The 22,978-nt window shown below is 74.3% G+C and carries 25 protein-coding genes; 12 read left to right on the top strand and 13 right to left on the bottom strand.

Annotated elements, in window-relative coordinates; all coding sequences use genetic code 11:
* The first annotated feature begins 53 nt into the window (after positions 1-53).
* The 4 genes from ACIBQ8_RS02730 (at position 54) to ACIBQ8_RS02715 (ending at position 3,135) form a co-directional block, all read left to right on the top strand.
* Complete coding sequence (locus ACIBQ8_RS02730) at positions 54-1,010, top strand: MerR family transcriptional regulator (protein WP_397190829.1); 957 nt, start codon at positions 54-56, stop codon at positions 1,008-1,010.
* A 90-nt stretch (positions 1,011-1,100) separates the two neighbouring features.
* The gene (locus tag ACIBQ8_RS02725; RefSeq protein ID WP_397168492.1) at positions 1,101-1,595 is read left to right on the top strand and encodes an RNA polymerase sigma factor; all 495 of its coding nucleotides are present in this window, start codon (positions 1,101-1,103) and stop codon (positions 1,593-1,595) included.
* A gap of 46 nt (positions 1,596-1,641) precedes the next feature.
* The gene (locus tag ACIBQ8_RS02720; protein WP_397168490.1) at positions 1,642-2,766 is read left to right on the top strand and encodes a hypothetical protein; all 1,125 of its coding nucleotides are present in this window, start codon (positions 1,642-1,644) and stop codon (positions 2,764-2,766) included.
* 12 nt (positions 2,767-2,778) lie between these two features.
* Complete coding sequence (locus tag ACIBQ8_RS02715) at positions 2,779-3,135, top strand: helix-turn-helix domain-containing protein (protein WP_397190828.1); 357 nt, start codon at positions 2,779-2,781, stop codon at positions 3,133-3,135.
* Here ACIBQ8_RS02715 and ACIBQ8_RS02710 read toward each other — a convergent pair.
* The 3 genes from ACIBQ8_RS02710 to ACIBQ8_RS02700 form a co-directional block, all read right to left on the bottom strand.
* Positions 3,029-4,012 carry a hypothetical protein gene (locus ACIBQ8_RS02710; protein ID WP_397190827.1) on the bottom strand — a complete coding sequence of 328 codons (984 nt, stop codon included), beginning with the start codon at positions 4,010-4,012 and terminating at the stop codon, positions 3,029-3,031. The genes ACIBQ8_RS02715 and ACIBQ8_RS02710 overlap by 107 nt on opposite strands.
* 52 nt (positions 4,013-4,064) lie before the next feature.
* Positions 4,065-4,718 (bottom strand): hypothetical protein, encoded by a 654-nt coding sequence (locus tag ACIBQ8_RS02705; RefSeq protein ID WP_397190826.1) that lies wholly within the window; start codon positions 4,716-4,718, stop codon positions 4,065-4,067.
* 121 nt (positions 4,719-4,839) lie between these two features.
* Positions 4,840-5,442, bottom strand: coding sequence for a cadmium resistance transporter (locus tag ACIBQ8_RS02700; RefSeq protein ID WP_397190825.1), 603 nt, complete (start codon positions 5,440-5,442; stop codon positions 4,840-4,842).
* Positions 5,443-5,678: 236 nt separating this feature from the next.
* Here ACIBQ8_RS02700 and ACIBQ8_RS02695 point away from each other — a divergent pair, with 236 nt between their 5' ends.
* The gene (locus ACIBQ8_RS02695; RefSeq protein ID WP_397190824.1) at positions 5,679-6,023 is read left to right on the top strand and encodes a hypothetical protein; all 345 of its coding nucleotides are present in this window, start codon (positions 5,679-5,681) and stop codon (positions 6,021-6,023) included.
* Here the strand turns inward: ACIBQ8_RS02695 and ACIBQ8_RS02690 are convergent.
* On the bottom strand, positions 5,998-6,990 hold the full coding sequence (locus tag ACIBQ8_RS02690) for a LysR family transcriptional regulator (RefSeq protein ID WP_397190823.1): 993 nt from the start codon (positions 6,988-6,990) through the stop codon (positions 5,998-6,000). The two genes, ACIBQ8_RS02695 and ACIBQ8_RS02690, sit on opposite strands and share 26 nt — an antisense overlap.
* A 130-nt stretch (positions 6,991-7,120) precedes the next feature.
* On the opposite strand from ACIBQ8_RS02690, the gene ACIBQ8_RS02685 reads away from it, so the two are divergent.
* The 3 genes from ACIBQ8_RS02685 (at position 7,121) to ACIBQ8_RS02675 (ending at position 11,568) form a co-directional block, all read left to right on the top strand.
* Positions 7,121-8,362 (top strand): MFS transporter, encoded by a 1,242-nt coding sequence (locus ACIBQ8_RS02685; RefSeq protein WP_397190822.1) that lies wholly within the window; start codon positions 7,121-7,123, stop codon positions 8,360-8,362.
* 26 nt (positions 8,363-8,388) lie between these two features.
* Positions 8,389-8,994: a cysteine hydrolase family protein gene (locus tag ACIBQ8_RS02680; protein WP_397168479.1), complete on the top strand. Its 606-nt coding sequence runs from the start codon at positions 8,389-8,391 to the stop codon at positions 8,992-8,994.
* A gap of 81 nt (positions 8,995-9,075) precedes the next feature.
* Positions 9,076-11,568: a hypothetical protein gene (locus ACIBQ8_RS02675; protein WP_397190821.1), complete on the top strand. Its 2,493-nt coding sequence runs from the start codon at positions 9,076-9,078 to the stop codon at positions 11,566-11,568.
* A 38-nt stretch (positions 11,569-11,606) separates the two neighbouring features.
* On the opposite strand, the gene ACIBQ8_RS02670 is transcribed toward ACIBQ8_RS02675, so the two are convergent.
* Positions 11,607-12,431, bottom strand: coding sequence for a phytanoyl-CoA dioxygenase family protein (locus tag ACIBQ8_RS02670; RefSeq protein WP_397190820.1), 825 nt, complete (start codon positions 12,429-12,431; stop codon positions 11,607-11,609).
* Positions 12,432-12,532: 101 nt separating this feature from the next.
* On the opposite strand from ACIBQ8_RS02670, the gene ACIBQ8_RS02665 reads away from it, so the two are divergent.
* On the top strand, positions 12,533-13,354 hold the full coding sequence (locus ACIBQ8_RS02665; protein WP_397190819.1) for a helix-turn-helix domain-containing protein: 822 nt from the start codon (positions 12,533-12,535) through the stop codon (positions 13,352-13,354).
* Here ACIBQ8_RS02665 and ACIBQ8_RS02660 read toward each other — a convergent pair.
* Both ACIBQ8_RS02660 and ACIBQ8_RS02655 read right to left on the bottom strand, forming a co-directional pair.
* On the bottom strand, positions 13,314-14,429 hold the full coding sequence (locus tag ACIBQ8_RS02660) for a sensor histidine kinase (RefSeq protein WP_397190818.1): 1,116 nt from the start codon (positions 14,427-14,429) through the stop codon (positions 13,314-13,316). The two genes, ACIBQ8_RS02665 and ACIBQ8_RS02660, sit on opposite strands and share 41 nt — an antisense overlap.
* The gene (locus ACIBQ8_RS02655) at positions 14,422-15,117 is read right to left on the bottom strand and encodes a response regulator transcription factor (RefSeq protein ID WP_397190817.1); all 696 of its coding nucleotides are present in this window, start codon (positions 15,115-15,117) and stop codon (positions 14,422-14,424) included. The genes ACIBQ8_RS02660 and ACIBQ8_RS02655 overlap by 8 nt, the downstream gene beginning before the upstream one ends.
* An 87-nt stretch (positions 15,118-15,204) precedes the next feature.
* Here ACIBQ8_RS02655 and ACIBQ8_RS02650 point away from each other — a divergent pair, with 87 nt between their 5' ends.
* Positions 15,205-15,780: a D-alanyl-D-alanine carboxypeptidase family protein gene (locus ACIBQ8_RS02650; protein ID WP_397168469.1), complete on the top strand. Its 576-nt coding sequence runs from the start codon at positions 15,205-15,207 to the stop codon at positions 15,778-15,780.
* A gap of 3 nt (positions 15,781-15,783) precedes the next feature.
* Here the strand turns inward: ACIBQ8_RS02650 and ACIBQ8_RS02645 are convergent, their stop codons facing one another.
* From ACIBQ8_RS02645 to ACIBQ8_RS02635, 3 genes are all read right to left on the bottom strand, one after another.
* The gene (locus tag ACIBQ8_RS02645) at positions 15,784-17,004 is read right to left on the bottom strand and encodes an MFS transporter (protein ID WP_397190816.1); all 1,221 of its coding nucleotides are present in this window, start codon (positions 17,002-17,004) and stop codon (positions 15,784-15,786) included.
* Positions 17,005-17,088: 84 nt separating this feature from the next.
* The gene (locus ACIBQ8_RS02640; protein WP_397190815.1) at positions 17,089-17,838 is read right to left on the bottom strand and encodes a class I SAM-dependent methyltransferase; all 750 of its coding nucleotides are present in this window, start codon (positions 17,836-17,838) and stop codon (positions 17,089-17,091) included.
* Between the two features lie 32 nt (positions 17,839-17,870).
* The gene (locus ACIBQ8_RS02635) at positions 17,871-18,512 is read right to left on the bottom strand and encodes an ATP-binding cassette domain-containing protein (protein ID WP_397190814.1); all 642 of its coding nucleotides are present in this window, start codon (positions 18,510-18,512) and stop codon (positions 17,871-17,873) included.
* 195 nt (positions 18,513-18,707) lie between these two features.
* Between ACIBQ8_RS02635 and ACIBQ8_RS02630 the strand changes: the two genes are divergently transcribed.
* On the top strand, positions 18,708-19,295 hold the full coding sequence (locus ACIBQ8_RS02630; protein ID WP_397190813.1) for a TetR/AcrR family transcriptional regulator: 588 nt from the start codon (positions 18,708-18,710) through the stop codon (positions 19,293-19,295).
* A 69-nt stretch (positions 19,296-19,364) separates the two neighbouring features.
* Here the strand turns inward: ACIBQ8_RS02630 and ACIBQ8_RS02625 are convergent, their stop codons facing one another.
* A complete protein-coding gene (locus ACIBQ8_RS02625) occupies positions 19,365-19,607 on the bottom strand; it encodes a hypothetical protein (protein ID WP_397190812.1) in 243 nt (80 codons plus the stop codon).
* A 109-nt stretch (positions 19,608-19,716) separates the two neighbouring features.
* On the opposite strand from ACIBQ8_RS02625, the gene ACIBQ8_RS02620 reads away from it, so the two are divergent.
* Positions 19,717-20,952, top strand: coding sequence for an MFS transporter (locus ACIBQ8_RS02620; protein WP_397190811.1), 1,236 nt, complete (start codon positions 19,717-19,719; stop codon positions 20,950-20,952).
* A 180-nt stretch (positions 20,953-21,132) separates the two neighbouring features.
* Here the strand turns inward: ACIBQ8_RS02620 and ACIBQ8_RS02615 are convergent, their stop codons facing one another.
* Both ACIBQ8_RS02615 and ACIBQ8_RS02610 read right to left on the bottom strand, forming a co-directional pair.
* On the bottom strand, positions 21,133-22,191 hold the full coding sequence (locus tag ACIBQ8_RS02615; protein ID WP_397190810.1) for a spore photoproduct lyase family protein: 1,059 nt from the start codon (positions 22,189-22,191) through the stop codon (positions 21,133-21,135).
* Complete coding sequence (locus ACIBQ8_RS02610; RefSeq protein ID WP_397168457.1) at positions 22,188-22,940, bottom strand: DNA-formamidopyrimidine glycosylase family protein; 753 nt, start codon at positions 22,938-22,940, stop codon at positions 22,188-22,190. Before ACIBQ8_RS02610 ends, ACIBQ8_RS02615 begins: the two co-directional genes overlap by 4 nt.
* Between the last annotated feature and the right edge of the window lie 38 nt (positions 22,941-22,978).

Raw genomic sequence — 22,978 nt, 5'->3', positions numbered from 1 at the left:
ACCCCGCAAGCGCGAAAAGATAGTCGGACACGTCGAGCGGCAGCGGGAACACCATGGACGAGGACACACCGGTCAGCGAGGAGGAGGCGGGATTCGGCATCGGAGCCGTCTCCCGCCGCCTCGGCATCCCCGCGCCGACGCTGCGCACCTGGAACCTGCGCTACGGCCTGGGCCCCAGCCGCCGCAGCCCCGGCGGCCACCGCCGCTACGGCAGCGCCGACGTGCGGCGGCTGGCCGAGATGAAACGCCTGATCGCCACCGGTCTGGTGCCGGCCGAGGCGGCCAGGCTCGCCCTCGCGCTGCCCGACACCCCCGACACCCCCGCCGCGCCGCCGTCCGGCGCGCGGCCGGCGGCCGTCCCCTCCGGCGGCCGGCGCACGCCGCGGCCTCCCGGCGGGCGGCCCGCGCCGCGGCAGGTCGTCGCCGCGCTGGCCCGCGCCGCGGTCATGCTCGACGGCCGCGCGGTCGCCGCCCTGGTCGAGGAGACGCTGGCCGCGCAGGGCGTGGTGTGGACGTGGGAGCACCTCTTCCTGCCCGCGCTCGACGCCGTCTGCCGGGGCCAGGACGCGACCGGCTCCGGCATCGACGCCGAGCACCTGCTGTCCGGCCACCTCCAGGCGGCGCTGCACCGGCTCGCCGGCGACGTGCCGCCGCGGCCGGACCGGCCGGTGCTCCTGGCCTGTGCCGAGGAGGAGCAGCACAGCCTTCCGGTGCACGCCCTGGCCGCCGCGCTCGCCGAGCGCGGCGTGCAGACCCGCGTGCTCGGCGCCCGCACCCCCTACGCGGCGCTGGCGCACGCGATGCGGCGGCTGGCTCCCGCGGCGGTGTTCGTCTGGTCTCAGCGGGCGGAGACCGGCGACACCGCGCCGCTCGCCGCCCTGCCGCAGGTGCGCCCGGCCTGCCGGATCGTCGTCGGCGGGCGCGGCTGGCAGGGCGCGGTCCCCGCGGGCGTCGTCAGGGTCTCGACGCTGCCCGACGCCGTCGCATGCGTCATGTCGACCTTGATTTGAGCCGCCCTTTCCCCCGATGAGCTTGTGATCGCCTGCCACGCCTCGGTATGAATAAGTTTTGAATAGGTTTTTGCGGTGAGGGGCAGGCGCATGGACACCAGTGACGAGGAAGCGCTCGGCGAGTGCTACCGCACGCACGCTCCCGCCGTGCGCTCCTACCTGCGCAGGTTCGTGCCCGCCCAGGAGGTGGAGGACCTGCTGCAGGTCGTCTTCGCCGACGTGTGGCGCTCGCGCGGGCGGTACGACCCCGGGCGCAGCCAGGCCGCGTGGGTCTTCGCCATCGCCCACCGCCGCGCCGTCGACCATCTGCGGGCGCGGCGGCTGCTGACCGTGCCGCTGCAGGAGGCCGGAGACCTGCCGGGACGCGCCCGCCCGGCGCCCGACGCGCTCGGCGACCGCGACCAGATCGACCGCGCGCTCGCCGAACTGTCGGACGCCCAGAGGCAGGCCATCGAGCTGGCCTACTTCGCCGACCTGACCCAGCGGGAGATCGCCGAGCACCTGCGCGTGCCCATCGGCACCGTCAAGGCCCGCATCTCGCGCGGCCTGCACCGGCTCTCGGACCTCCTGGCCGGAACCCCCTGAGCAGACGCTGTATACGCCGTAAACGCCGATAGTTTACTCTGTATACATGCGAGCACTGAAGAAGCGGCGGTTGTGGATCGCGGGCCTGGCGGTGGTCGTCGTCCTGGCCGGGGCGGCAGGGGCCGGGGCCTGGTTCGGCAGCGAGCAGTCGGTCGGCGTCGTCCGCCACGGCGCGGGCAACACCGAGGTCCTGGCCGTGCGGGGCGACCTGGTGACGCTCACCCGCACGCCGGAGACCGGCAAGCCGGGCACGTACTGGCTGGAGTGGACCGGCTCGTACGCCATGCTCGGGGACGTCGTCTCCGGCGCCGCCGACCGGGTGACGCGCAAGGTGCTGCGCGGTCACGTCCCCTCGGCGGGCACGCCCGGCTGGTTCGGCAACGTGCCGCCCGGCGATCCCGAGGTGGCCTGGGGGATCGGCTACAGCGAGATCATGGTGCCCACCGAGCTGGGCCCCGCGCCGGCCTGGTACGTGCCCGGCCAGGGCGACACCTGGGTGGTCGCCGTCCACGGCCAGAACGGGCGGCGCAAGGCGGAGCTGAAGGTCCTGCCCGTCGTGCACGGGCTGCGGCTGCCCTTCCTGGACATCAGCTACCGCAACGACCAGGGCGCGCCCGCCTCGCCCGACGGGCTGCTGCACCTGGGCGACTCGGAGTGGCGCGATCTGGAGGCCGCCCTGCGCCACGCGCGGACCATGGGAGCGCGGCGGTTCGTCCTGTACGGCACCTCGATGGGCGGCCAGGTCGTCGGCCAGTTCCTGGACCGGTCGCCGCTGGCGTCCCTGGTCGACCGGGTCGTCATGGACGCCCCCATGATCGACGTTGGCATGACCGCAGAACAGGGCGTCAAGAACCATCACCTGCCCGGCTTCCTGGCCGGGCTGTCGAACCAGGTCGTCCGGTGGCGCACCGGGGTCGATCCGGACCGGCTCAGCCTGATCCGGCGTCCGCCGCGGGTCCGGCCGCCGCTGCTGCTGATCCACACCGTCCCCGACGCCGAGCACCCGATCCGGGAGGCGTACGGGCTCGTGGCCGCGGGCGGGCGGCTGGGGTGGGAGATCCGGTTCGAGCCGTTCGAGCGGGGCGAGCACACGGAGGCGTGGAACGTGGACCGCGCCCGTTACGACCGTCTCGTCCGCGACTTCCTCTCCCCGGACGCCTCCCCGGCCTGAGCCCCCGGACCGGTGGCGGGCCGCCCGTTCACGCGCGGGTCTCGTGGAAGGCCCGCGGTACTCGGCCGCCGCGCCCGGCTGTCGCGCGCGGCGTTCTCCCGCCGGTTCACCCAGTTCGTCGGCCGGCCGCCGCTGTCCTACCTGACCTGGTGGCGGCTGAGCACGGCCGCGCGCATGCTGCGCGACTCCGACGCCGCGCTGAGCACGGTCGCCGCCGCGGTCGGCTACGGCTCGGAGTTCGCCTTCGCCAACGCCTTCGGGTTCAGCCGTTGGCCTCCAGCAGGCGGGCGCCGAGGGAGGTCAGGTGATGGTGGACGGCCCGGCCGTCGCGGCGGGTGGCGATCAGCCCGGCGTTGCGCAGCACGGTGACGTGCTCGGAGGCGGTGGAGGCGCTGACCCTGAGCCGCCCGGCCAGTTCGTCCGTACGGCAGCCGTGTCCGCCGACGGCCCGCATCACCCGCGCCCGCGCCCGCCCGACCAGCGCGGCGAGCGTGTCGAAGGGCGGTGACGGCAGCACCTGGCGGCCGCCGTCGGGCATCGGGACCGTGAGCACCGAGCTGCGCCGGTCCCGGGTGGTCGCGATGCCCAGGTAGCGGGGGGAGGCGCCGGAGATCGGATGGAGCAGCAGGCCGCGTCCGCCGAGATCGACCGTGATCGGCGGCCCGCCCGCGACGACCATGCCGCCGCCGTCCCAGGACAGCCGCGGGCTGAGGGTGCTGAGCGCGGAGCCGAGCCCGATCCGCGCCACCGTCTCCTGGTAGGCGGCCAGGCGGGCTTCGAGCCGGCGGCGCATGCCGGGCCATTCCGGGGCGAGGAACCGGTGGAAGAGCACGTACATGCTGTCGGCCAGGGCCCGGCGGAACCGCGCCGGGTCCATGTCGAGGTCGGGCCGTCCCGGCACCCCGCTGAAGCGCCACAGGTCCCCGCCGAACTCGCGCTCCTCGGGCGGGGTGTCCAGGGCGGCGAGCGCGTCGAGCTCGTCGGAGAGCGCGGCGGTCTCGATCGGCGGCGCCACCTCCGAGGTGACCAGGCCCTCGTGCAGGGTGACGCGGGAGGCGCCGCGGTTGAGGATGTCGAGCAGCGGCAGCGTCCGGCGCGGCACGGCCCCGGCGATGTCCCGCCAGATCGAGCCCTTCTCGGTCAGCTCGGGATGGTGGACGCTGAAGGCCGCGAAGATCGCGTGGGTCAGGGGCGAGACCACGAACCGGGTGGCCGCGAGGTCGCCCACCTGGAAGTTCAGACGCATGAGCCAATCGTCGCCTGATGATCGATTTCCGGCAATCTTCCGGTTGACGGGGCTAGACCCGCTCCTCCGGGTCGCCGTCCGCCGCCGGGGGCGGGGCGATCTGCAGCGGCGCCGTGGCCCCGCCGGTGAGCTCGCGCCCCTGGTCAAGGACGTGGCCGAGCTGCCTGGCCAGCGCCGGGACGGTCGCCGGCGGCAGGTACGCGTCCGCGCCGGCGTCGAGCAGCCGCCGGACCGGGCCGTCGTACCGGACGCCGAGCTCCGGGTCCTCGATCTCGGTGACGACCACGCGGGCCTTCGGGAACATCGACCGCAGCCCGCCGATGAGCTGTGGGCTGCCGGCGGGCACCAGCAGCACGTCGGCCGTCGCCGGGGCGGCGTGCATGTCGAGCACCACGTAGTCGGCCCCGAGCCGGTCGGACAGCGCGACCCGGGCGGCGTTCGACAACTCCATCGCGGTGGCCACGACCGTCACGCTGTCGTGGTCGACCGGCGGCGGCTCGCGGGGCTCGTCCGGCGCCGTGCGGTCCACCACGGCGCCCTGGACCACGTCGACGGTGCTGGAGATCGACGCGATCGACGCGCCGTCCCGCGTGAGGACCAGGCTCTCGCCGGGTTCGAGGGCGTCGACGAGCGCCACGACGTCCTCGGGCAGGCGGCCCACGTCGATCCGCGGCGCCGGACGGGCGGCACGCCCGCGCTTCACCATGCCCGCGCCCCCGGGTCGCCGCCCGAGCGGATCACCATCCGGACCCCCTTCCGATGCCGTGATCTTGTTGGACGCCCCCGCCCGGCCCTTGGTTCGGAGCCGCGCCGAAGTTCGCCCGGATCTAGAGACCGAAGGCCCCGCCCTCGACGAGGATGAGCAGGCCCAGGCCGATCAGCACCGCGGGCAACAGGACGTGCCCCCACCGGCTCAGGGCGCGGGCGACCAGGGGACGGGTGGCGAAGAGCCGTCCGGCCGCGCACCACACGCCGACCAGGACGAGGAACACGGCGACGTACCCGCCGGTGCCGCCCGGCCCGGCGGTGGCGAAGACCGGCACGTACACGCCGATGTTGTCGCCGCCGTTGGCGAAGGTGACGGCGGCGACCTCCAGGATCCTCGGGCCGCCGTCCGCTTCGCCGTCCGGTTCGCCGTCGTCGCCGTCGCGGCGGTTCCGCCACGCCTGCCAGGCGGCCTTGACGCCCAGGGCGAGGGGAAGCAGCCCCAAGTACGGGATCAGCGACCCGGGCAGGAAGGTCGCCCCGAAGCCCGCCGCCACGGCCACCGCCACGAGGGCGAGGAACCCCAGGTACTGCCCCGCCACGATCCGGACGGCGGCGCCCCGCCTGCCCGCGCCCTGGGCGAAGAACAACGCCAGGATCAGGATGTCGTCGATGTTGGTGACGGCGAACAGCCCCGCGGCCTGCCCGACGATGCCCAGATTCACCAGAGGGGGTCCTTCTGTCCGGAGATGCCCGGATGACCCTACCGGGGCGTAGGAGGGCCAGGGAGCCGCCGATGCGCCGTCCCACGCCGGACGGGTCCGGCCGACTACGGCCGAGACGCTGTTGGACACCGCGCCGGGACGGCTTCGCTGTCGTCCACCGGACGCGGGCGGGCACGCCCGGCCGCGCCCCGGAGCGCGTCGGCCGCTTGCGCCGACCCCGACCGAAGGAGACCACCATGCGCGCACGCAGCGCACTCACAGCCGCCGCCGTCGCCGCCGCCCTGACATCGCCCCCCGGCCCGGCGCACGCCGGGCCGCATCTCCGGGCGGCCGACGGGCCGTGCCGGGCCGAGCAGACCCACCGCGTCGGCGGCGGCGTCATCAAGTACGAGCAGTTCGGGGCGCGGTCCGTCTGCCCGCCCGGCACCTACCAGCACTGGCACCAGGTCCACATCCGCTGCGGGATCGAGCCGGAGCGGCCCGGGCCCATGGTGGGCGGCACGTCGGTCTCGGAGGAGTGGTGCCCCAAGAACACCCTGCTCCACGACTACCGGGTCACCCAGGGACCTCAGGAGGGCTGACCGGCGAGGGGACGGTCAGCCCGTCCGGCGGCCGTCCCCCGCGCGCGTCCAGGCCGGGGCCCACGTCCCGGCCTGGCGCTCGCCCGCCGTGGCGGCCAGGTGGGCGCGCAGGGTGGCCAGCGCCGGGGTGCGGGTTGTCGCGGCGCCACAGGAGCGAGTGCGGGTAGACGGGCGTGGGGCCGGTCACCGGGATGCGGCGCAGCCCGTGACCGGCGGGCCAGACGAGCCGGGTCCGGTCGCCCATGAACGTGGCCAGGGCCGGGGTGTCGGCGATGGTGTCGAGCAGCACGTCGGAGCCGAAGTTCGGGCCGGTCGCCTCGATGCTGAGGCCGAACTCGGCGACCAGGTCGTCGTAGAAGGCGGTCCACTCCGTGCCGGGGGCGAGGCCGGGCATCCAGATCCGGTGTCCGGCGAGCTGTCCGAGGGTCACCGAGCGGGCGTCGGCCAGCGCGTGGGCGGGGCCGGTGAGGAGCTGGAGGGCCTCGTCGGCCACCCAGGCGGACTCGACGTCGTCGGGAAGGGGCCGGCCGGGCATGGCGACGGCGCGGAAGGAGGCGTCGATCGTGCCGGACCGGATGGCGGAGACGGCCGCGTCGATGTCGAACAGCATCACCACGTCGAGGTCGATGCCGGGGTAGGCGTGATGGAAGCCGCGCATCAGGCCCGACCCCACGCCGCGCGAGGCCAGCACGTCCACCCGCAGCGGACGGCTGCCCGGCCGTACGGACGCGACCGCCCGCTCGGCGACCCGCAGCAGCTCGCGGGCGTGCGGCAGGAACGCCTGCCCGTCGATGGTGAGCTTCGTGCCGCGCGGGGTGCGGGTGAACAGCCGCACGCCGAGGTCGCGTTCCAGGGCGGCGATGCGCTTGGAGACGGCCTGCTGGGTGACCGCCAGGTCGGCGGCGGCCTCCTGGAACTGCCCCGCCTCGGCGGCGGCGACGAAGGTCCGGACGATGTCGAGGTCCATGCGCACACCTTACGGACACAACCAACGGTTGTGCGGATCGGGCCGTCCGGTTGTTTGATCTCCTGTTCACCGGCCCGATTGGATGCTCCCGATCGCATATCGGTTGTACGAGTGACGGGAAGCATCGCACATGAGGGACGGGCACCGGCTGGGCCGCCGGTTCGGATGGTTGTGGGCGGCGTACGGCACCAGCGCGCTCGGCACGTGGCTCGCCTTCGGCGCGTTCCCGCTGATCGCCGTCCAGGTGCTGCACGCCGGGCCGGCGGAGGTCGCGGCGCTGTCGGCCGTCGGCGCGGCGGTGGGCGCGGCCGTGGCGGTGCCGCTCGGCCCGTGGGTGGAGTTCCGCCGCAAGCGGCCCGTGCTGATCGGGGCGGACCTGGCGCGGTTCGCGGCGCTGCTGACGATCCCCGCCGCGTTCGCGCTCGGCGTGCTCACCTTCGTCCAGCTCCTGCTGGTCTCGGTCGTGGTGGCGGCGGCCGACATCACCTTCCGCGCCGCCTCCGGGGCGTACCTCAAGGCGCTGCTGCCCGGCGAGCACCTGCTCGTCGCGAACGCCCGCCTGGAGTCCACGACCTGGACGACCACCATCGTCGGGCCGCCCCTGGGCGGCGCCGCCATCGCGCTCCTCGGCCCGGTCGCGACGGTGGTGGCCGACGCGGTCAGCTACCTGCTGTCGGCCCTGGGCGTCCGCGCGACGGGCGGCGGCGAGCCGCGCCCCGGACGCCGGGAGCCCGCGCGCGTGCGCGCGGGCGACCTGCTCGACGGCTGGCGCCACATCCTCGCCGACGCCGCGCTGCGCCCGCTGTTCCTCAACACCGCCCTGTTCAACGGGCTGCTGATGGCCGCCGACGCGCTGCTGGCCGTCCTGATGCTCGGCCGGCTGGGGTTCACCTCCTGGCAGTACGGACTCGCCTTCGCCGTGCCCGCGATCGGCGGGCTGCTCGGGGCGCGGCTGGCCCGTCCGCTGGTCACCCGGTTCGGGCAGCACCGCGTCCTGGTCGCGACCGGGACGCTGCGCGCGGTGTGGCCCGTCGGGCTGGCCTTCGTGGGGCCGGGCACCGGAGGGCTGCTGCTGGTGATGGGCGTCGAACTCGGGCTCATCTTCTGCTGCGGCGTCTTCAACCCCGTCTCGGCCACCTACCGCCTCGAACGCACCCCGAACGACCGGGTCACCCGCACGCTGTCGGCCTGGTCGGTGACGACCAAGGCGTCGACCGCGCTGCTGACGGCCCTGTGGGGGGTGCTGGGCGCGCTGCTCGGCCCCCGTACGGCCATCGGCCTGGCCGGCCTGTTCGTGCTGGCGACCCCGCTGCTGCTTCCCCGGCGCGCCGCCGCGGCCCTTCCCGAGCCGGCGCCGGCGCCCCACTCCTGAAACCCCTCATCACCAAGGAGACGACGATGACCGTCACGTCACCCGAGCTCGACCCCCGCACGGCCGCGCTGCTCGTCCTGGACCTCCAGCAGGGCGTGCTCGCCTCGCTCCCCGGCCCGGAGGAGCGGGAGGCGCTGCTGTCCCGGGTGGCCGACGCCGCCGCCGGCATGCGCGCGCACGGCGCCGCCGTCGTCCACGTGCGGCTCGGCTTCACCGAGGCCGACTGGGCGGCGATCCCGGCCGCCAACCCGACGTTCTCGCTCATCGGGCGCGGACGCCTGCTGCATCATGAGGACCCCGGCGCGGACTTCCACCGGCGGGTCGCGCCCGAGCCCGGGGACCTGGTCGTCCGCAAGACCCGGGTGGGCGCGCTGTCCACGACGGACCTCGACCGCCGGCTGCGGGCGCGCGGTGTCACCACCCTGGTCGTCGCCGGGCTCACCACCAGCGGCGCCGTGCTGTCCACCGTCGCCGACGCCGCCGACCGCGACTACCGGCTGCACGTCCTGTCGGACGGGGTCGCCGACCCGGACCGGCACGTCCACCAGGCGCTGATGAGCGGCGTGTTCCCGAGACTGGCCCACCTCGTCGACACCGCCGGGCTGCGCTCGCTCCTGCGCGAGCGCCGATGAGCGGGATCGTGCGCCGCCCGGTTGGATTTCACTTTCGTATCGCGGGCGGGCCGGATCATCCGCGCCCCCAATACTGGGTGCATGGCTCCCTCGAACGGCGACTTCGACGCGTTCGCCTCGATGATCGACGAAAGAGTGACGGCCCGCGGGGGCGTTCCGGCGCTGGTCGTGCGGATCTTCAAGGGCGCCCGGGCGGCCGCCCCCGGCGTCGTGGTCGAGGCGCTGGCCCGCCGGCTGCGCACGGCGGACGACCGGCCCCTCGTCCCGTACGCCGAGATCGACGGGGCCGTTGACCTGGGCGGGATCGTCGTCCAGCTCGGCAACACGACGCCACGCGGCTGGGGCACAGTACGTTTTCCCCGTTATCGAGCCATAAAAGCGATAAAGGCTGGTGACCCGGCAACCGGCGCATTAGAGCTGGCATTTCACGACCTTCACCCAAATCTCGCCTATTTCGTACGGAGTGCCAACCAAGTAGGCGGATTGTCGTTGTTTTTCCAGGTTCTGCTGTTCATCGTGGCGGGCTGGGCGATCCGCGGAGTCTTCCGCTGGTCGTGGCGCCGCCGGACCCGCGGCTGGTTCCCCGGCTACATCGGGCACGACAAGGCCGACTTCTTCCCCGAAGCCGGCCGGCTCATGTGGGGCCCCGACCTGGACAGGCAGGAGGGGGCCCTGCTCCGGGCGCTCCTGTGCGACCTGGAGGCGGCCTTCACGCCCAGGCTGTCGCCGTGGCGGCGGCGTCGCCGCAGCAGGTTCGTGCTCTTCGTCACCGGCGACGCCGCGCTCACCGACCGCGTCGCCGAGGCCGTACGGGACACCCGCGTACGTCGCACGGTCGTGATCGCCGCGCCGGCGTCCGACGCCGAGACCCCTGGCCCCGACCTGCGGTGGACGGCGACCGCTCCCGGCGGCAAGGCCGCCCTCGACCCGGCGGACGGCGTCATCCAGGGGACCGGCGGCCTCGACGCCGCCGCCCTGGCGGGCCGGACCAGGATCCCCGTGCGGCTCGGCAGCCCCGCGCTCGCCGCGACGGAGGCCGTGGCGCAGGGCCTGGCCGCCGTCGGCCTGGCGGCGGTGCTCGCGATCCCCTGGCTGCCCCCGATCCGGCCGCCGGACACCTCGTGCCTCGCGCGACCGGCGCCCGGCCAGGCGAGCCCGACCTCCCCGGTCCCCGACGCCGCCGGGGCGAAGAGCCTCTACGCCGCCGACAAGCAGCGGATCGAGGCCGAGAACGCCAGGGTCGAGGCCAAGGAGAAGCAGGGATACACCGTCAAGACCGTGGTGTACCTCGGCTCCGGCGTCGCGGCCTTCGAGCACCCCGAGTACAACGGCGTGCTCCCCGAGCTGCGCGGGATCCGGCTGGCCCAGCAGAAGATGAACGACATGGCGGAGGCCACCCCGCACAGCCGGCGCAACTACGACGGCAACGTCTTCGTGCGGGTGAACGTCCAGGAGGCCGGGGCCGGGTACGCGAAGGCGCCCGAGATCGCGCGCCGGATCGCGGCCCAGCCGGACCGGAAGGTGCTCGGCGTCATCGGGCTGGGCGAGAGCAGGAAGGAGACGATCGAGGCCCAGCGGATCCTCGGCGACGGCGGCCTGCCCATGCTGGGCATCGGCGCCACCTCCGAGACCTTCCAGTCGCACCCGCTCTATCACCAGGTCTCCTACGACAACCCGGAGCAGGCCCGGCTCATCGCGGCCTTCGTCAGGAACGCCGGCGTCATCCCCGCCGCGGACGGCACCTGCGCCCCCGCCGCGTCGGCCGTCGTCATCGGCGATCCCGACGACGACTACAGCAAGACCCTCAGCGACGACTTCGCCGCCGAGTTCCGGCCGAGCACCCGGCTGTGGTTCTCGCCGTCGAACAAGAGCCCGCAGCCCGGCGGCAAGACCGTGTACAGCCTGCCGGCGCTGGCCGACGAGACCTGCGCGATCGTCGCCAAGGACCCGCGGCGCACCCTGGTCCTGTGGCCGGGACGGGCCCAGCGGCTGCGCGACTTCCTGCAGACCGTCAAGGGCAAGAACGCCTGCCCGAGCGCCCTCACCGTGCTGGCCGGGGCCGACGTCACCACCACGGTGACGCGGGCGCAGCAACTGTCGTTCGACGGCGTCACGCTGTACTACTCGGCGCACGCGCTGCCCAGCCGGCCGCCGAACGAGATGGGCAAGGAGTACCTCGCCCGCTACTCCGCCGCCTACGGCCACGACGCCTGGTACGACCACTGGCGCGGGCCGCTCGCCTACGACGCCCTCATGACCATGGCCACGGCCGTCAACACCGTCTGCCAGCTCAACAAGGCGGCGGGGTGCGGGCGGGGCTCGGTGCAGGTCCTGTCCTCCTTCGGCGTCGGCGGCGACGCCGGCCTGCGCGGCGCGACGGGGACGATCGTCTACCCGAGCGATCCCCGCAACGCGTCGGGCGCGGTGACCGTCGTGCCGTCCGACAAGCGGTTCCTCATCCTGCGCGACACCCCCCAAGGGCCGGTGGTGGCCATGGAGTGCGGCCGCCGCGACGGCGGCGACGTGAAGACCACCTGGGGCCCGCACGACGAGTTCGCCTGCCCCCGCCGCTGACCCGCCGACCCCGCCGCCGCCCCCGGGAGGACCGTCGCTCACCTGTCGCCGGGCTCCGCGGGACAGGGGTCGCCGACGTGGACGTGCGGCACCGGGTGGAGCACCCTTCGCCGCCGCTCGGTCAGTCCGCCGAGCCAGGACTCGTCGTAGACGTAGCCGTACCTGCTGCCCGCCCATACCGGGCCGTAGCGGTAGATGACCACGCGGCGCTCGCCGGGGTTGGTCCGGGTGGAGCCGCCGTGCATGAGCCCGTCCACGAAGAGCAGCGCGTCGCCCTTCTCCAGGTGGACGGGGATCGCGCCCGGCAGGGTGTCCATGCGGTCGCCCCTGGCGTAGTCGCCGCCCAGCGGGTGCCGGAAGTTCGACTTGTGCGAGCCCGGCACCACCATCGTCGCGCCGTCGCCCTCGCCGATGTCGGTCAGCGCGAGGATGATGTTGACCTGGCCGCAGCGGAAGACGCCGTGGTCGTAGCGGTAGCCGCAGCGCAGCGCGGTCCGGTAGCCGCCGGAGTGCACGGGGTGGTGGCCGCCCGACTCGCGGATCGAGGCGATCGTCTCGTCCACGAAGACGCCGGGGATGTAGCTGTCCTCCTCGCCCGCGTAGTGCCTGACCAGGTCGAACCAGCTCGGGTGGTCGACCAGCTCCTCGAACGGCCGGCCCGCCGCCACCGCCTGGTGCAGCTCGAAGCCGGTCTCCGGGGTGTAGTCGCGGCGCTGGGCGCCCCGGTACCACTCGCCCCTGGCCAGGTGGCGGGGGAAGGCGTCGAACTCCTCGTTGAGCCGCCGCAGCAGATCCGCGTCCACGGCGTTCCTGAGGATCAGATAGCCGTTGAGGTCGAACAGGAAGTCGTCCAGCTCGGACATGGTGGAACCTCCGGGGTGTGGTGAGATGCCGCCACTCTGCCGCGACGACCTCATTCCGGTCATCCACCCGGAAGATCGGAGATGTCGCATATCCTCAAGGTGTGCGATCCCTCGCCCAGGTCATCGGCCTGCAGGCGTTCCACGTGACGTCGGGCCCCATGCCCCGCTCACACCTCCACCCCGAGGTCGAGTTCAACCTCGTCCTGTCGGGCACCGCCAGGTACGCGACCGCCGGCGGCGAGGTGGACCTGCCGCCCGGCCGGCTCGCCGTCTTCTGGGGCGGCTACCCGCACCGGCTGCTCACGGCCGAGGGCGTGGACTTCCTCTGGGCCACCGTCCCGCTGAGCGCCGTCATCGGCCACGACCCGCTGCGCGGCGCGGTCGAGCGGGCGCTGTCGGGAGAGTTCCTGTACGGCACCGCCGCCGAGGGCGAGCACGACCGTTTCCTCATGAGCCGCTGGGACCGGGAGCTGCGCCACGAGCCGGCCCCCGACGTGGCCGAGGTCTGCCTGCTGGAGATGCACGCCCGGCTGGCCCGCCTGACCGGCGGGCCGCGCGGGACGGCGCCTGCCGAGGCGGCGGCGGCCGGATCGGCCGAGCGGATGCTGGCCGTGATCGCCCGCCGCTACACCGACCGGCTGTCGGTCGAGGAGATCGCCGAAGCCGCCGGGGTGCACCCCACCTACGCGGCCCTGGCCTTCAAACAGGCCCTCGGCATGCCCGTCTGGCAGTACGTCACCCGGTTGCGGGTCGCCCACGCCTGCCGGTTGCTGCTGGTCACCGGCTGGGGCGTCGACCGGGTCGCGCACGCCAGCGGCTTCCAGACGCGGTCGAGCTTCTACCGCGCCTTCGGCGAGTCGACCGGCCTGACCCCCACCGAGTTCAGACGGCGGGCGACCGCCGACGGGGGATGCCCGCCGTGACGCCCGCCGGGAGGCGCACGGTGACGCGCAGGCCGCCGGACGGGCGGGGGACGAGGTCGAGCGTCCCGTCGTGCGCCCGGACGATGCTGCCGACGATCGCCAGCCCCAGCCCGACCCCCGCGTGATCGGCGCGGACCCGCTCGGTGCCGCGCCGGAACGGCTCCACCAGCGTGGGCACCACGGCCGGGGGCAGCTCGTCGCCGGTGTTCTCGACGACGAGGGTCGCCGTCCCGGCGTGCACGGCGGTCGTGACCCACACCGTGCCCTGCCCGGCCAGGTTGTGCACGATGGCGTTGTGCACGAGGTTCGTCGCCATCTGGAGCAGCAGCGCGGGTGAGCCGGTGGCGGGGGCCGGGTCGCCGGCGGTCTCGACGGCGAGGCCGCGCCGCTCGGCCAGGGGGAGCAGCGTCTCGACGGCCTCCTCCGCGATCAGCGACAGGTCGACGCGCTCGCGCGGGAAGGACCGCTGGTCGGCGCGGCTGAGCAGGAGCAACGCCTCGGTGAGGTCGATCGCCCGGGTGTTGACCAGGTGGAGGCGGTCCACGAGCTCGGCGGGGTCGCGGGTGGGGTCGGTGCGGGCGACGTCGAGCAGCGTCCGGGCGACGGCGAGCGGGGTGCGCAGCTCGTGGGAGGCGTTGGCGGCGAATCTCCGCTGCTCGGCGACGTGCGCTTCGAGCCGGACGAGCATGGTGTCGAAGGCGTCGGCGAGCTCGCGCAGCTCGTCCGCGCGGCCCGGCAGCCGGATGCGGTGGGACAGCGAGCCGCCGGTGGCCCTGCGGGCGGCGTCGGTGATGCGGGTCAGGGGCGCGAGCATCCGCCCGGCCAGCAGCCACCCGCCCACCAGCCCGAAGACCAGCAGGAACGCCAGCACGACAGCCGCGACCGGGGCGAACGACCGCACGATGGCCGAGCGGTTGATCAGGAAGTCGCCGGTGGAGTAGATGGCGTCGTCGGGGAGGCCGCGCATGTAGTAGACCCCCACCGCGCCGAGCGGCAGGAGGCCCGCGACCAGGAGGAACCCGGCGTAGCTCAGGGTGAGCTTGAGCCGCACGCTCAGGCCGGGGGCCCTATCCATGGTCCTGCCCCTCGCGCCCGGCGGCGGGCGCCGTGTCGATGCGGTAGCCGACCCCCGCCACGGTGGCGATCACCCAGGGCTCGCCGAGGCGCTTGCGCAGGGACGAGACCGTGATGCGGACGGCGTTGGTGAAGGGGTCGGCGTTCTCGTCCCACGCCCGCTCCAGGAGCTCTTCGGCGCTGACGACCCCGCCCTCGGCGGCGACCAGGACTTCCAGCACGGCGAACTGCTTGCGGGTGAGCGGGACGTAGCGGCCGTCGCGGAACACCTCGCGGCGGAACGGGTCCAGGCGCAGGCCCGCGATCTCGCGCACCGGCGGCCTGCTGTGGCCCCGCCTGCGGTCGAGCGCTCTGAGCCGGAGCACGAGTTCGCGCAGCTCGAACGGCTTGGTGAGGTAGTCGTCGGCGCCCAGCTCGAACCCGCTGGCCTTGTCGTCGAGCCGGTCGGCGGCGGTGAGCATGAGGATGGGCATGCCGCTGCCGGAGGCGACGATGTGCCCGGCGATCTCGTCACCCGAGGGGCCCGGGACGTCCCGGTCGAGGACGGCGATGTCGTAGGCGTTGACGCTCAGCAGCTCCAGGGCGGTGTGCCCGTCGCCGGCGATGTCGGCGGCGATCGCCTCCAGGCGCAGGCCGTCGCGGACGGCTTCGGCCAGATAGGGCTCGTCCTCGACGATCAGTACCCGCATACCCCTGACCGTACGGCCCGGGGCCTATCGCCGGCATATGAAAAATCCCATACGGGCCGGCAACGGCCCGCTGCCTTGACTGGCGGCATGATGACCAGCGGACCAGCACGAACGGCAGCCCGCCGGACCCGGTCGGCCCCGGTGGCCGCGCTCGTCGTCCTCGGCGTGACGCTCGCGGCCGGCGTCGTCGTCCACCGGGCGGCGTCACAGACCGTCGCGGCCGAGGGGGCCGTGCCCGACGGTGTGACGGTCTTCGACGACGGGATCCCGGCCGTCGCCGGCCTCGACGCCGAGCTGCTCGGGGCCCTGCGCCGGGCGGCGGCCGGGGCCGCGGGCGACGGGGTCGAGTTCGTCGTCAACAGCGGCCGGCGTTCCCCGGCCTACCAGGAACGGCTGCGCCGGGAGGCGGTCGCCCGGTACGGCTCGGAGCGGGAGGCCGCCCGATGGGTCGCCTCCCCGGACACGTCGTTGCACGTGTCGGGGGACGCGGTCGACCTGGGTGCGGAGGCCGCCGGATGGCTGTCGGCGCACGGCGCCGCGTACGGGCTGTGCCAGATCTACCGGAACGAGCCCTGGCACTACGAACTGCGCCCGAATGCCGTCGAGCGCGGCTGCCCGCGCATGTACGCCGACCCGACCCGCGACCCGAGGCTGCGGCGGTGACCGTCAGGACAACGGCACGCCGCGGTAGGCGCGCCAGAGCGCCAGGTCGTAGCCCAGGCCCAGGGCCGCGCCGAGCAGCAGGGGAGCGCCCAGCGCGGCCAGCGTGCCGGTCAGCATGGTGGTGGCGGCGATCGGCGCGACCGAGACGGCGACGCTGCGGGCCAGGCTGGTCATGCTGGCGGCGGCCGTACGCTGCCCCGGCGGGACGACCGCGGCCGTGAACGCCTGCCGCGCCGGCACGTCGATCTTGGACACCGTCTGCCGGAGCAGCAGCAGGACGACGGCGGTGGCCAGGTCCGGGGCGAACGGGATGCAGGCCAGCAGCAGGTTGGCCACGGTGTGGGGGAGGAGCATCGTGGCCAGCAGGCCGCGCCGGGCGGCCAGCAGCGGCGCGGTGAGCTGGGCCAGGGCGGGCAGCAGGTTGGCGGCGAAGAACACCACGCCGAGCTGGGTGGTCGTCGCGCCGAAGCGATGGGCGAACCACCAGGCCAGCACCGCCTGGACGGCCAGCCCGCCGGCCAGCGCGTCCAGGGCGGACAGCCCGGCCAGCAGCCGGATCCGGCCGGGAGCCCGCCCGCGACGCCGGTCCTGGCCGGGGGCCGCGGTCCGGGGCGGCTCGGCCTGCGGCGTCAGGCGCCAGAACAGCGTCACCGTCCCGGCCGCCAGGAGCGCGTAGAGGGCGAAGGCGGCGTCGGGGGCCGACGTCCAGGTCTGGAGCCCGAGCGCGGCGGCGGCCAGCGCGCCCAGCGCGCCGGAGGCCAGCGCGGTGACGTTGTAGCAGGTGAAGACGGACGTGTGCCGGGCCGGGGCGCAGGTCTGGGCGAGGATGGCCTGCTCGACCCCGGAGAAGGGCGTGTTGTCGTTGGTGGAGGGCGAGATCGTCCCGATGAAGGCGGCGGCGATCAGGACGGGGTAGGACTCGCTGAGCGCGAACACGACCCCGGTCACCGCCATCAGGCAGCCGCAGGCGATCAGCGTCCGGCGCCGCCCCCACGCGTCGGCGAACAGGCCCAGCAGCAGGCTCGCGAACACCGATCCGGCGGCGGCCACGGCCAGCAGCAGGCCGGTCTGCCAGGGGGCGTCGCCGTCCTGGGTGAGCAGTTCGGCGAGGAGCACGCTGGTGCATCCGTACCCGAAGGTCCGCAGCGCCCGAGCCGCGATGACCAGCAGCCCGTTACGCCCTAGTTCGACCGGAAACAGGCTCCTGGCCTGCGTGTTCGGCATGGGGCATCATGCCTCGGGCGGCCCGGTGGACGTGCCGCGAACACGCCAAGACGCACGACGACATCGCGCGGGCCCGCCGCCGCGTCAGGCGGCGGGTTCGAGGTGGACGTGCAGGTCGGTGGCGTGGGCCGGGGCGGGGTGGCCGTCCGGGTCGGTGACGGCGGTCACGGCCAGGCCCGCGGCCGCGGCCAGCTCCGCGAACAGCTCGCGGGGGTACCAGTGCAGGACCCACGGGCGTTCGGCGACGGTGACGTCCGGGCCGTGGTGGCGTTCGTAGCGCAGGAGGGTCGTCTGCGTCCGGGCGGCTTCGTCGCGGCGCTGGGAGACGACGGACACCCGCAGCGCGGCGCCGTCGGGGGCGACGGCCGTGCGCGCCCGGCAGAGCTGGTCGGCCGGGACCGGGCCGGGGGTGAGCAGCGGCACCAGCGCGACGCCGCCCTCGTCCAGGTGGGCCCGGATGCCCCGCAGGGCGGCCAGCGCCGTGGCGTCGTCGGGGAGCAGGGTGAAGGTCGGCCCGGCGAGGAAGATCGCCCGGTAGCGGCGAGGCAGGCGCAGGCTCTCCATGCGCTGGTGGAACAGCGTCACGGGCACCTCCAGCTCGCCGGCCCGGCGCCGGAGCCGGGCCAGCATGTCCGCGGAGGAGTCGACGCCGTCGACCTCCAGGCCGCGCCGGCGCAGCTCCAGCAGGGGATCGCCGTCCCCGCACCCCAGCTCCAGCGCGGGGACGCCGGCCCGCTCGACGAAGGCGGCATAGGGCTCCGGGTCCTGGGAGACGGATTTCAGCGGCCCGTAGAGCTCCGCGACCAGACCGGTGTAGAAGTCAGCTGGATCCACCTTGATCACAGTACGCACGTGATCCAGCCGGCTCACTCCATTTTCGAGCCCGGGACGGCCGCCGGGACGTTCCAGAAGCCGGCGTACCGGCCGCCGCGGCGCAGCAGCTCGTCGTGGCCGCCCGCCTCCACGATCCGGCCGCCGTCGAGGAAGACGACGCGGTCGGCCCGCCGGACGGTCCGCAGGCGATGGGCGACCATGACCACCGTCCGCCCCGCCATCAGGCGCTCGACGCCCTCCTGGACGGCCGCCTCGTTCACCGGGTCCAGCGCGGAGGTCACCTCGTCCAGCAGCACGACGGGGGCGTCCTTCAGCAGCGCCCGCGCGATCGAGACGCGCTGACGCTCACCGCCGGACAGCAGCGCCCCGCCCTCGCCCACCACCTTGGCCAGCTCGCCCGTGCGGCGGGCGGACAACCAGCCGAGCGGCACGCGCCCGAGCCGGTCGGCCAGCCGCCGCCGTAACGACAGCTGCACCCGGCCGTCGAGCACGTGCCCGAGCGCCGACGACGCGCCCGTCAGCAGCAGCCGCACGAACAGCCCGGCCACGCCCGCGAGCACCGCGGCCCGGACGCGCCCGGCGTCCACCGGGCCCGGCGACAGCAGGACGCGGCCCACCTCGACGACCGCCAGCAGCGGCGCCAGGCCCGCGACCGCGCCGATCACCTGCGCCACGACGACGGCGACGAACGCCGGGACGTGCGGCCGCAGCAGCCCGCCCCCGCCCGGCTCCGGCGGCGGGACGGCCTCGGGCGGCTCGGGGCGGGACGGTGTGCCCGGCTCGGATCGCGGCTGCCGGTCATGGGGTCCTCCAATTCCGCTACCTGAAGTATCGATACTTAAGGTAGCGCAATCGGATATCGTTCAGGCATGTCCCGAGCGAGCACTCCCGCCAGACCGCCCGGTCGCCCGCGCGCCGGCGTCAACGCCGAGGTGTTCGCCGCCACGTTGCGCACCGTCCACGAGCTCGGCTACGCGCGGGCCACCGTCGAGCGCATCGCCGCCGCGGCCGGGGTGGCGAAGACGACGGTCTACCGGCGCTGGCCGACGAAGGGCGAGCTGATCGTCGACTGCCTGCTCGACGCGTTCGGCCCGGCGCCGCTGGAGGGCGCCGACCGGGCCGGGATCATGTCCTCGACCATCCGCTGGATCGCGGGGAAGATCAGCGAGCCGGGCACGGGCGACGCGTTCGCGGGGGTGTTCAGCGACGCCGTCAGCGACCCGGCCCTGCGCGAGGTCCTGTCCACCCGGTTCCAGGACCCGTACCGGCTCGCGCTCCAGGAGGCGCTCGGCGAGCCGGAGCAGCGCGTCCTGCTCTACATCGACGTCGTCGTCGGCACCTTGCTCCACCGGATGGGCATGACCGGCGAGCCGATGGTCGAGGCCGACGTCGACGCGCTGATCGAGATGGTTCTGCGGCACTTCGCCGGCGACGCCCCCGGGGCGCCGGGCGCCTGAGGGGTGCGGGGGAGTGGGCAGGCCGGGCGTGGTCGTGCGCCGACGCCCGGCGCCCTGCCGGTCAGGGGGTCACGACACCCCGGAGGCGATCTTGTTCAGCAGGCCCTGGCTGTCGGAAGCGGCCGGGGCGGACTTGTGGGCGTGAGCCGGGCCCGCCGGAGCCGGCCAGGCGGGGCCGAAGCCGGGGTAGGGGTGGGGCAGTGGCACGGGCGCGGCCGCGTGGGCCGGGCCGGCCGGCGCGGTGAAGGCCAGGGCGCCGGCCACGGCGGCGGCGATCGCGAGACCGGCTGATCCGCGTCTTCTCTTGAACATTTCGAGATCCCCTCGACGTGGTCTGGAAGGATCGCCGAGAGTAGCAGATTGTCATGTCTCAAGTACAGAGAGTCACAAGGCGTGCGGTGAGGCAGTAGCGTGACCGCACGTGAGCGATTACACGGTGTCACCGCCGGTCGAGCCCAGGTCCCTGCGGCGGTGGGTGGTGCTGCTGCTGTGCTGGGCCTCGCTCACCATGACCTCCGTCGACCGGTCCACCTGGGGGCCCGCGTCGTTGCAGGCGGGCGAGGCGCTGGGGGTGTCGCTGGCGGGCCTGGGGGCGTTCGCGACGGCGTACTACGTCGGTTACGTGCTGTCCAACCTCGGCGGCGGGCTGCTCGGCGACCGGATCGGCAGCCGGGTGGTGTTGTCGGGGTCGCTGTTCACGGCGGGCGGCTTCATGATCGCGTTCGGGTCCGTGCCGTCCGCCGGGGCCGGGATCGCGGTGCAGGCGCTGATCGGGCTCTGCGCGGGGGCCGACTTCGCGGCGGGCGTCAAGCTCATCGCGTCCTGGTTCGGCGAGCGGGAGCGCGGGCTGGCGATGGGGGTGTTCACCATGGCCTCCTCGCTCGGCACGATGATCGCCAACGTGCTCGTGCCCCGGCTGATCCAGTGGTACGACTGGCGGGCCTCGTACCACCTGTTCGGGATCGTGTCGATGGGGCTCGCGCTGGTGTGCCTGACACTGCTGCGCGACCGGCGCGAGCCGCCGGCCGCGCGCCCGTCGGTGCGCGGCCTGGCCCGCGACCGCGACCTGCTGCTGATCGGCCTGGCCGGCTTCGGCGGGCTGTGGGGCACGTACGGCTTCGTGACCTGGTCCAACACCCTCATGGTGAAGGGGCACGGGCTCGACCCGGTGGCGGCCGGGACGGTCGTCGTGGTGTTCGCGGCGGCGGGCGCGGTGGGCAAACCGGTCATCGGCCTGGCCACCGACCTGGCCGGAGGGGGACGCAAACGCCCGGCGGTCGCCGTGCTGGTGGCCTTCGCCGGCTGCCTGCTGCTGTTCGGCGGCATGGAGACGGAGACGGCCTTCCTGGTGACGGCCGGGTTCGCGGGGCTGGGCGCGTACCTGTACTCGCCGTTGCTGATCGCCATGGTGCCCGGCCTGTCGGGGACGGCGCTGGCCGGCTCGGCGGCGGGCGCGACGAACGCGGTGGCGCAACTGGGCAGCGTGACCGTGCCGGTCGTGGTGGGGGCGGTCTACCAGGCCAGCGGCTCCTTCTCGGCCGCGTTCGCCACCCTGGCCGCCGGGCCGGTGGCGGGCGCGGTGGCGCTGTCCTTCGTCCGCGAGTCACGCGGCCGTCCGAGAACCGGCCGCGCGCCCCAGATCGGTTCGCCGGCGTGACGGCGCCACCCCAGGGCGCGGGACGCGCGGTCGCACAGCTGCCCGGCCGACTCCGCGCCGACGACGACCATCCCGGCCTGCGCGCCCTCCATCAGGCCGGGGACGAGCTGGCCGCCGCCCACGACTGGCTCGACGTCCCGGACGGCGCCTGGTTTCCGGGCCCGAGGCCGGGTCAGGCCGTCAGAAGGCGTAGCGGATGCGGCAGTAGGGGAGCCTGGCGGCGATCAGCCCGGTGAGGGCGGCGACGTAGCGGCCCTTGTGGCCGTTGCGGTAGCGGACGTTCCAGCCGCCCGTCTCCGACCGTTTGGCCTGCTGCAGCTCAGGCCGCCACAGCACCTCCTCGGCCTTCGGATGCCAGCCCAGGTTGACCTGGTGGAGCCGGTCGTTGTGGGTCAGGAAGATCACCTCGGCGGCGAGCTGGGCGCGCGCCCCGGGCGACAGCGCGTCGTCGAGCCGCTCCAGCAGCTCGGCCCAGTCCTCCAGCCAGCCGTCCCGGACCACCACCGGGCTCAGGTTGACGTGAACCTCGTAACCGGCCGCGACGAAGTCGTCGATCGCGTCGATGCGCTCGGCGACCGGCGAGGTGCGGATGTCCAGGAGCTTGGAGTCGGCGGCGGGCATGAGGCTGAACCGCACCCGCGTACGCCCCCGAGGGTCCCAGCCGAGCAGGTCGCGGTTGACGTACTTGGTGGCGAAGCTGGCCTTGGCGTTGGGCAGGTCGCGGAAGAGCTCGACCAGGTCCCGGACGTTGTCGCAGATCGTGGCGTCGAGCGAGCAGTCGGAGTTCTCGCCGATGTCGTACACCCACAGGCGGGGATCGACCTGGTTGGGCTCGGTTTTGACGCCCTGACGGCCCGCGTGCCGCCGCAGGTAGCCGGTGATCTGGTCGATGTTGGCGAACACCGTGATCGGGTTGCTGTAACCCTTGCGCCGGGGCACGTAGCAGTAGGCGCACGCCATCGCGCAGCCGTTGGCCGTGGAGGGCGCGATGAAGTCGGCCGAGCGGCCGTTGGGCCGGGCCGTCAGCGACTTCTTGACGCCGAGCACGAGCGCCTCGGTCTTGATCCGCACCCAGCGGGCCACGTTCGCCTCGTCGCCGTACAGCTCGGGGATGCGGTGGTGGCTCTCGACCTCGACGATCTCCGCGCCGGGGAACCTGGCGAGGACCTCCCGGCCGCGCGGCAGCGCGGCCGCCGCGGGCTCGGCGTAGATCCGCCGGACGTCGAGGAGGCCGGTCACGGCCGCTCCGGCTGTTCCATGGGGCAAGAATATGCGGTCCGGGACGCGAGTTGCCAGGTCAGCACGGGTGCGCCGCAGCTTCGGCAGTGCTCGCGCCGGTACACCCAGCGCTCGGAGGGGGCGTCCGGGTCGCTCACCACCTGCCCGGCGTCCCGGCCGAGAGCGAGATGCCTGACCGCCGTGTCCCACAGCCGCCCGGCGGTCTCGGCGGAGACGCCGCGGGCGTTCGGATGCAGGCCGACGAGGAACAGCAGCTCGGCCCGCCACGCGTTCCCGATGCCCGACCACACCTTCTGGTCCAGCACGGCCGCGCCCACCGGCCCGCCGAACGCGGTCAGCCGGGCCACGGCCTGCTCCGGCACGGCGTCCGCGCGCAGCGGGTCGGGCCCGAGCGAGTCCCGCAACGCCGCCACCTGCCCGCGGGTCAGCGCCTCGCACCGCGAAGGCGCGATCAGGTCGTAGGCCACCTCGCCGGTCGCCAGCCGCAACCGGGTGCCGGGCCGCGGCGACGTCCCCGGATCGTCGTACCGCAGGAAGATGCCCCGCATGCCCAGGTGGACGTGGACGGTGGGCGCGTCCGCGAAGTGGTACAGCAGGTGCTTGCCGACCGCCTCCACCTCCGTCAGCACCCGCCCGTCCCACGGCCGCGCGTCGAACCGGCCCTGCGGTCCCGCGGCGAGCACCGTCCGCCCGGCCAGGTCCGCGTGCTGCCCGGCGGCGTGGCGGTGGATGAGATGTCCTTCGGGCATGCCGGGGCCATACCCCTGTGAGCTGCGCCGACGCGCCG

Origin of the sequence: Nonomuraea sp. NPDC049646, assembly GCF_044465525.1 — a bacterium.
In the GTDB taxonomy this organism is placed as follows: Bacteria; Actinomycetota; Actinomycetes; order Streptosporangiales; family Streptosporangiaceae; genus Nonomuraea.
This window is presented reverse-complemented; position numbering and strand designations above follow the sequence as displayed.

What these genes read in the sequence shown, in the direction of transcription:
- ACIBQ8_RS02730 (WP_397190829.1), top strand. Translation starts at nt 54, where the DNA reads ATGGACGAGGACACACCGGTCAGCGAGGAGGAGGCGGGATTCGGCATC.
- ACIBQ8_RS02725 (WP_397168492.1), top strand. Translation starts at nt 1,101, where the DNA reads ATGGACACCAGTGACGAGGAAGCGCTCGGCGAGTGCTACCGCACGCAC.
- ACIBQ8_RS02720 (WP_397168490.1), top strand. Translation starts at nt 1,642, where the DNA reads ATGCGAGCACTGAAGAAGCGGCGGTTGTGGATCGCGGGCCTGGCGGTG.
- ACIBQ8_RS02710 (WP_397190827.1), bottom strand. Translation starts at nt 4,012, where the DNA reads ATGCGTCTGAACTTCCAGGTGGGCGACCTCGCGGCCACCCGGTTCGTG.
- ACIBQ8_RS02705 (WP_397190826.1), bottom strand. Translation starts at nt 4,718, where the DNA reads ATGGTGAAGCGCGGGCGTGCCGCCCGTCCGGCGCCGCGGATCGACGTG.
- ACIBQ8_RS02695 (WP_397190824.1), top strand. Translation starts at nt 5,679, where the DNA reads ATGCGCGCACGCAGCGCACTCACAGCCGCCGCCGTCGCCGCCGCCCTG.
- ACIBQ8_RS02690 (WP_397190823.1), bottom strand. Translation starts at nt 6,990, where the DNA reads ATGGACCTCGACATCGTCCGGACCTTCGTCGCCGCCGCCGAGGCGGGG.
- ACIBQ8_RS02685 (WP_397190822.1), top strand. Translation starts at nt 7,121, where the DNA reads ATGAGGGACGGGCACCGGCTGGGCCGCCGGTTCGGATGGTTGTGGGCG.
- ACIBQ8_RS02680 (WP_397168479.1), top strand. Translation starts at nt 8,389, where the DNA reads ATGACCGTCACGTCACCCGAGCTCGACCCCCGCACGGCCGCGCTGCTC.
- ACIBQ8_RS02675 (WP_397190821.1), top strand. Translation starts at nt 9,076, where the DNA reads ATGGCTCCCTCGAACGGCGACTTCGACGCGTTCGCCTCGATGATCGAC.
- ACIBQ8_RS02670 (WP_397190820.1), bottom strand. Translation starts at nt 12,431, where the DNA reads ATGTCCGAGCTGGACGACTTCCTGTTCGACCTCAACGGCTATCTGATC.
- ACIBQ8_RS02660 (WP_397190818.1), bottom strand. Translation starts at nt 14,429, where the DNA reads ATGGATAGGGCCCCCGGCCTGAGCGTGCGGCTCAAGCTCACCCTGAGC.
- ACIBQ8_RS02655 (WP_397190817.1), bottom strand. Translation starts at nt 15,117, where the DNA reads ATGCGGGTACTGATCGTCGAGGACGAGCCCTATCTGGCCGAAGCCGTC.
- ACIBQ8_RS02650 (WP_397168469.1), top strand. Translation starts at nt 15,205, where the DNA reads ATGATGACCAGCGGACCAGCACGAACGGCAGCCCGCCGGACCCGGTCG.
- ACIBQ8_RS02645 (WP_397190816.1), bottom strand. Translation starts at nt 17,004, where the DNA reads ATGCCGAACACGCAGGCCAGGAGCCTGTTTCCGGTCGAACTAGGGCGT.
- ACIBQ8_RS02630 (WP_397190813.1), top strand. Translation starts at nt 18,708, where the DNA reads ATGTCCCGAGCGAGCACTCCCGCCAGACCGCCCGGTCGCCCGCGCGCC.
- ACIBQ8_RS02625 (WP_397190812.1), bottom strand. Translation starts at nt 19,607, where the DNA reads ATGTTCAAGAGAAGACGCGGATCAGCCGGTCTCGCGATCGCCGCCGCC.
- ACIBQ8_RS02610 (WP_397168457.1), bottom strand. Translation starts at nt 22,940, where the DNA reads ATGCCCGAAGGACATCTCATCCACCGCCACGCCGCCGGGCAGCACGCG.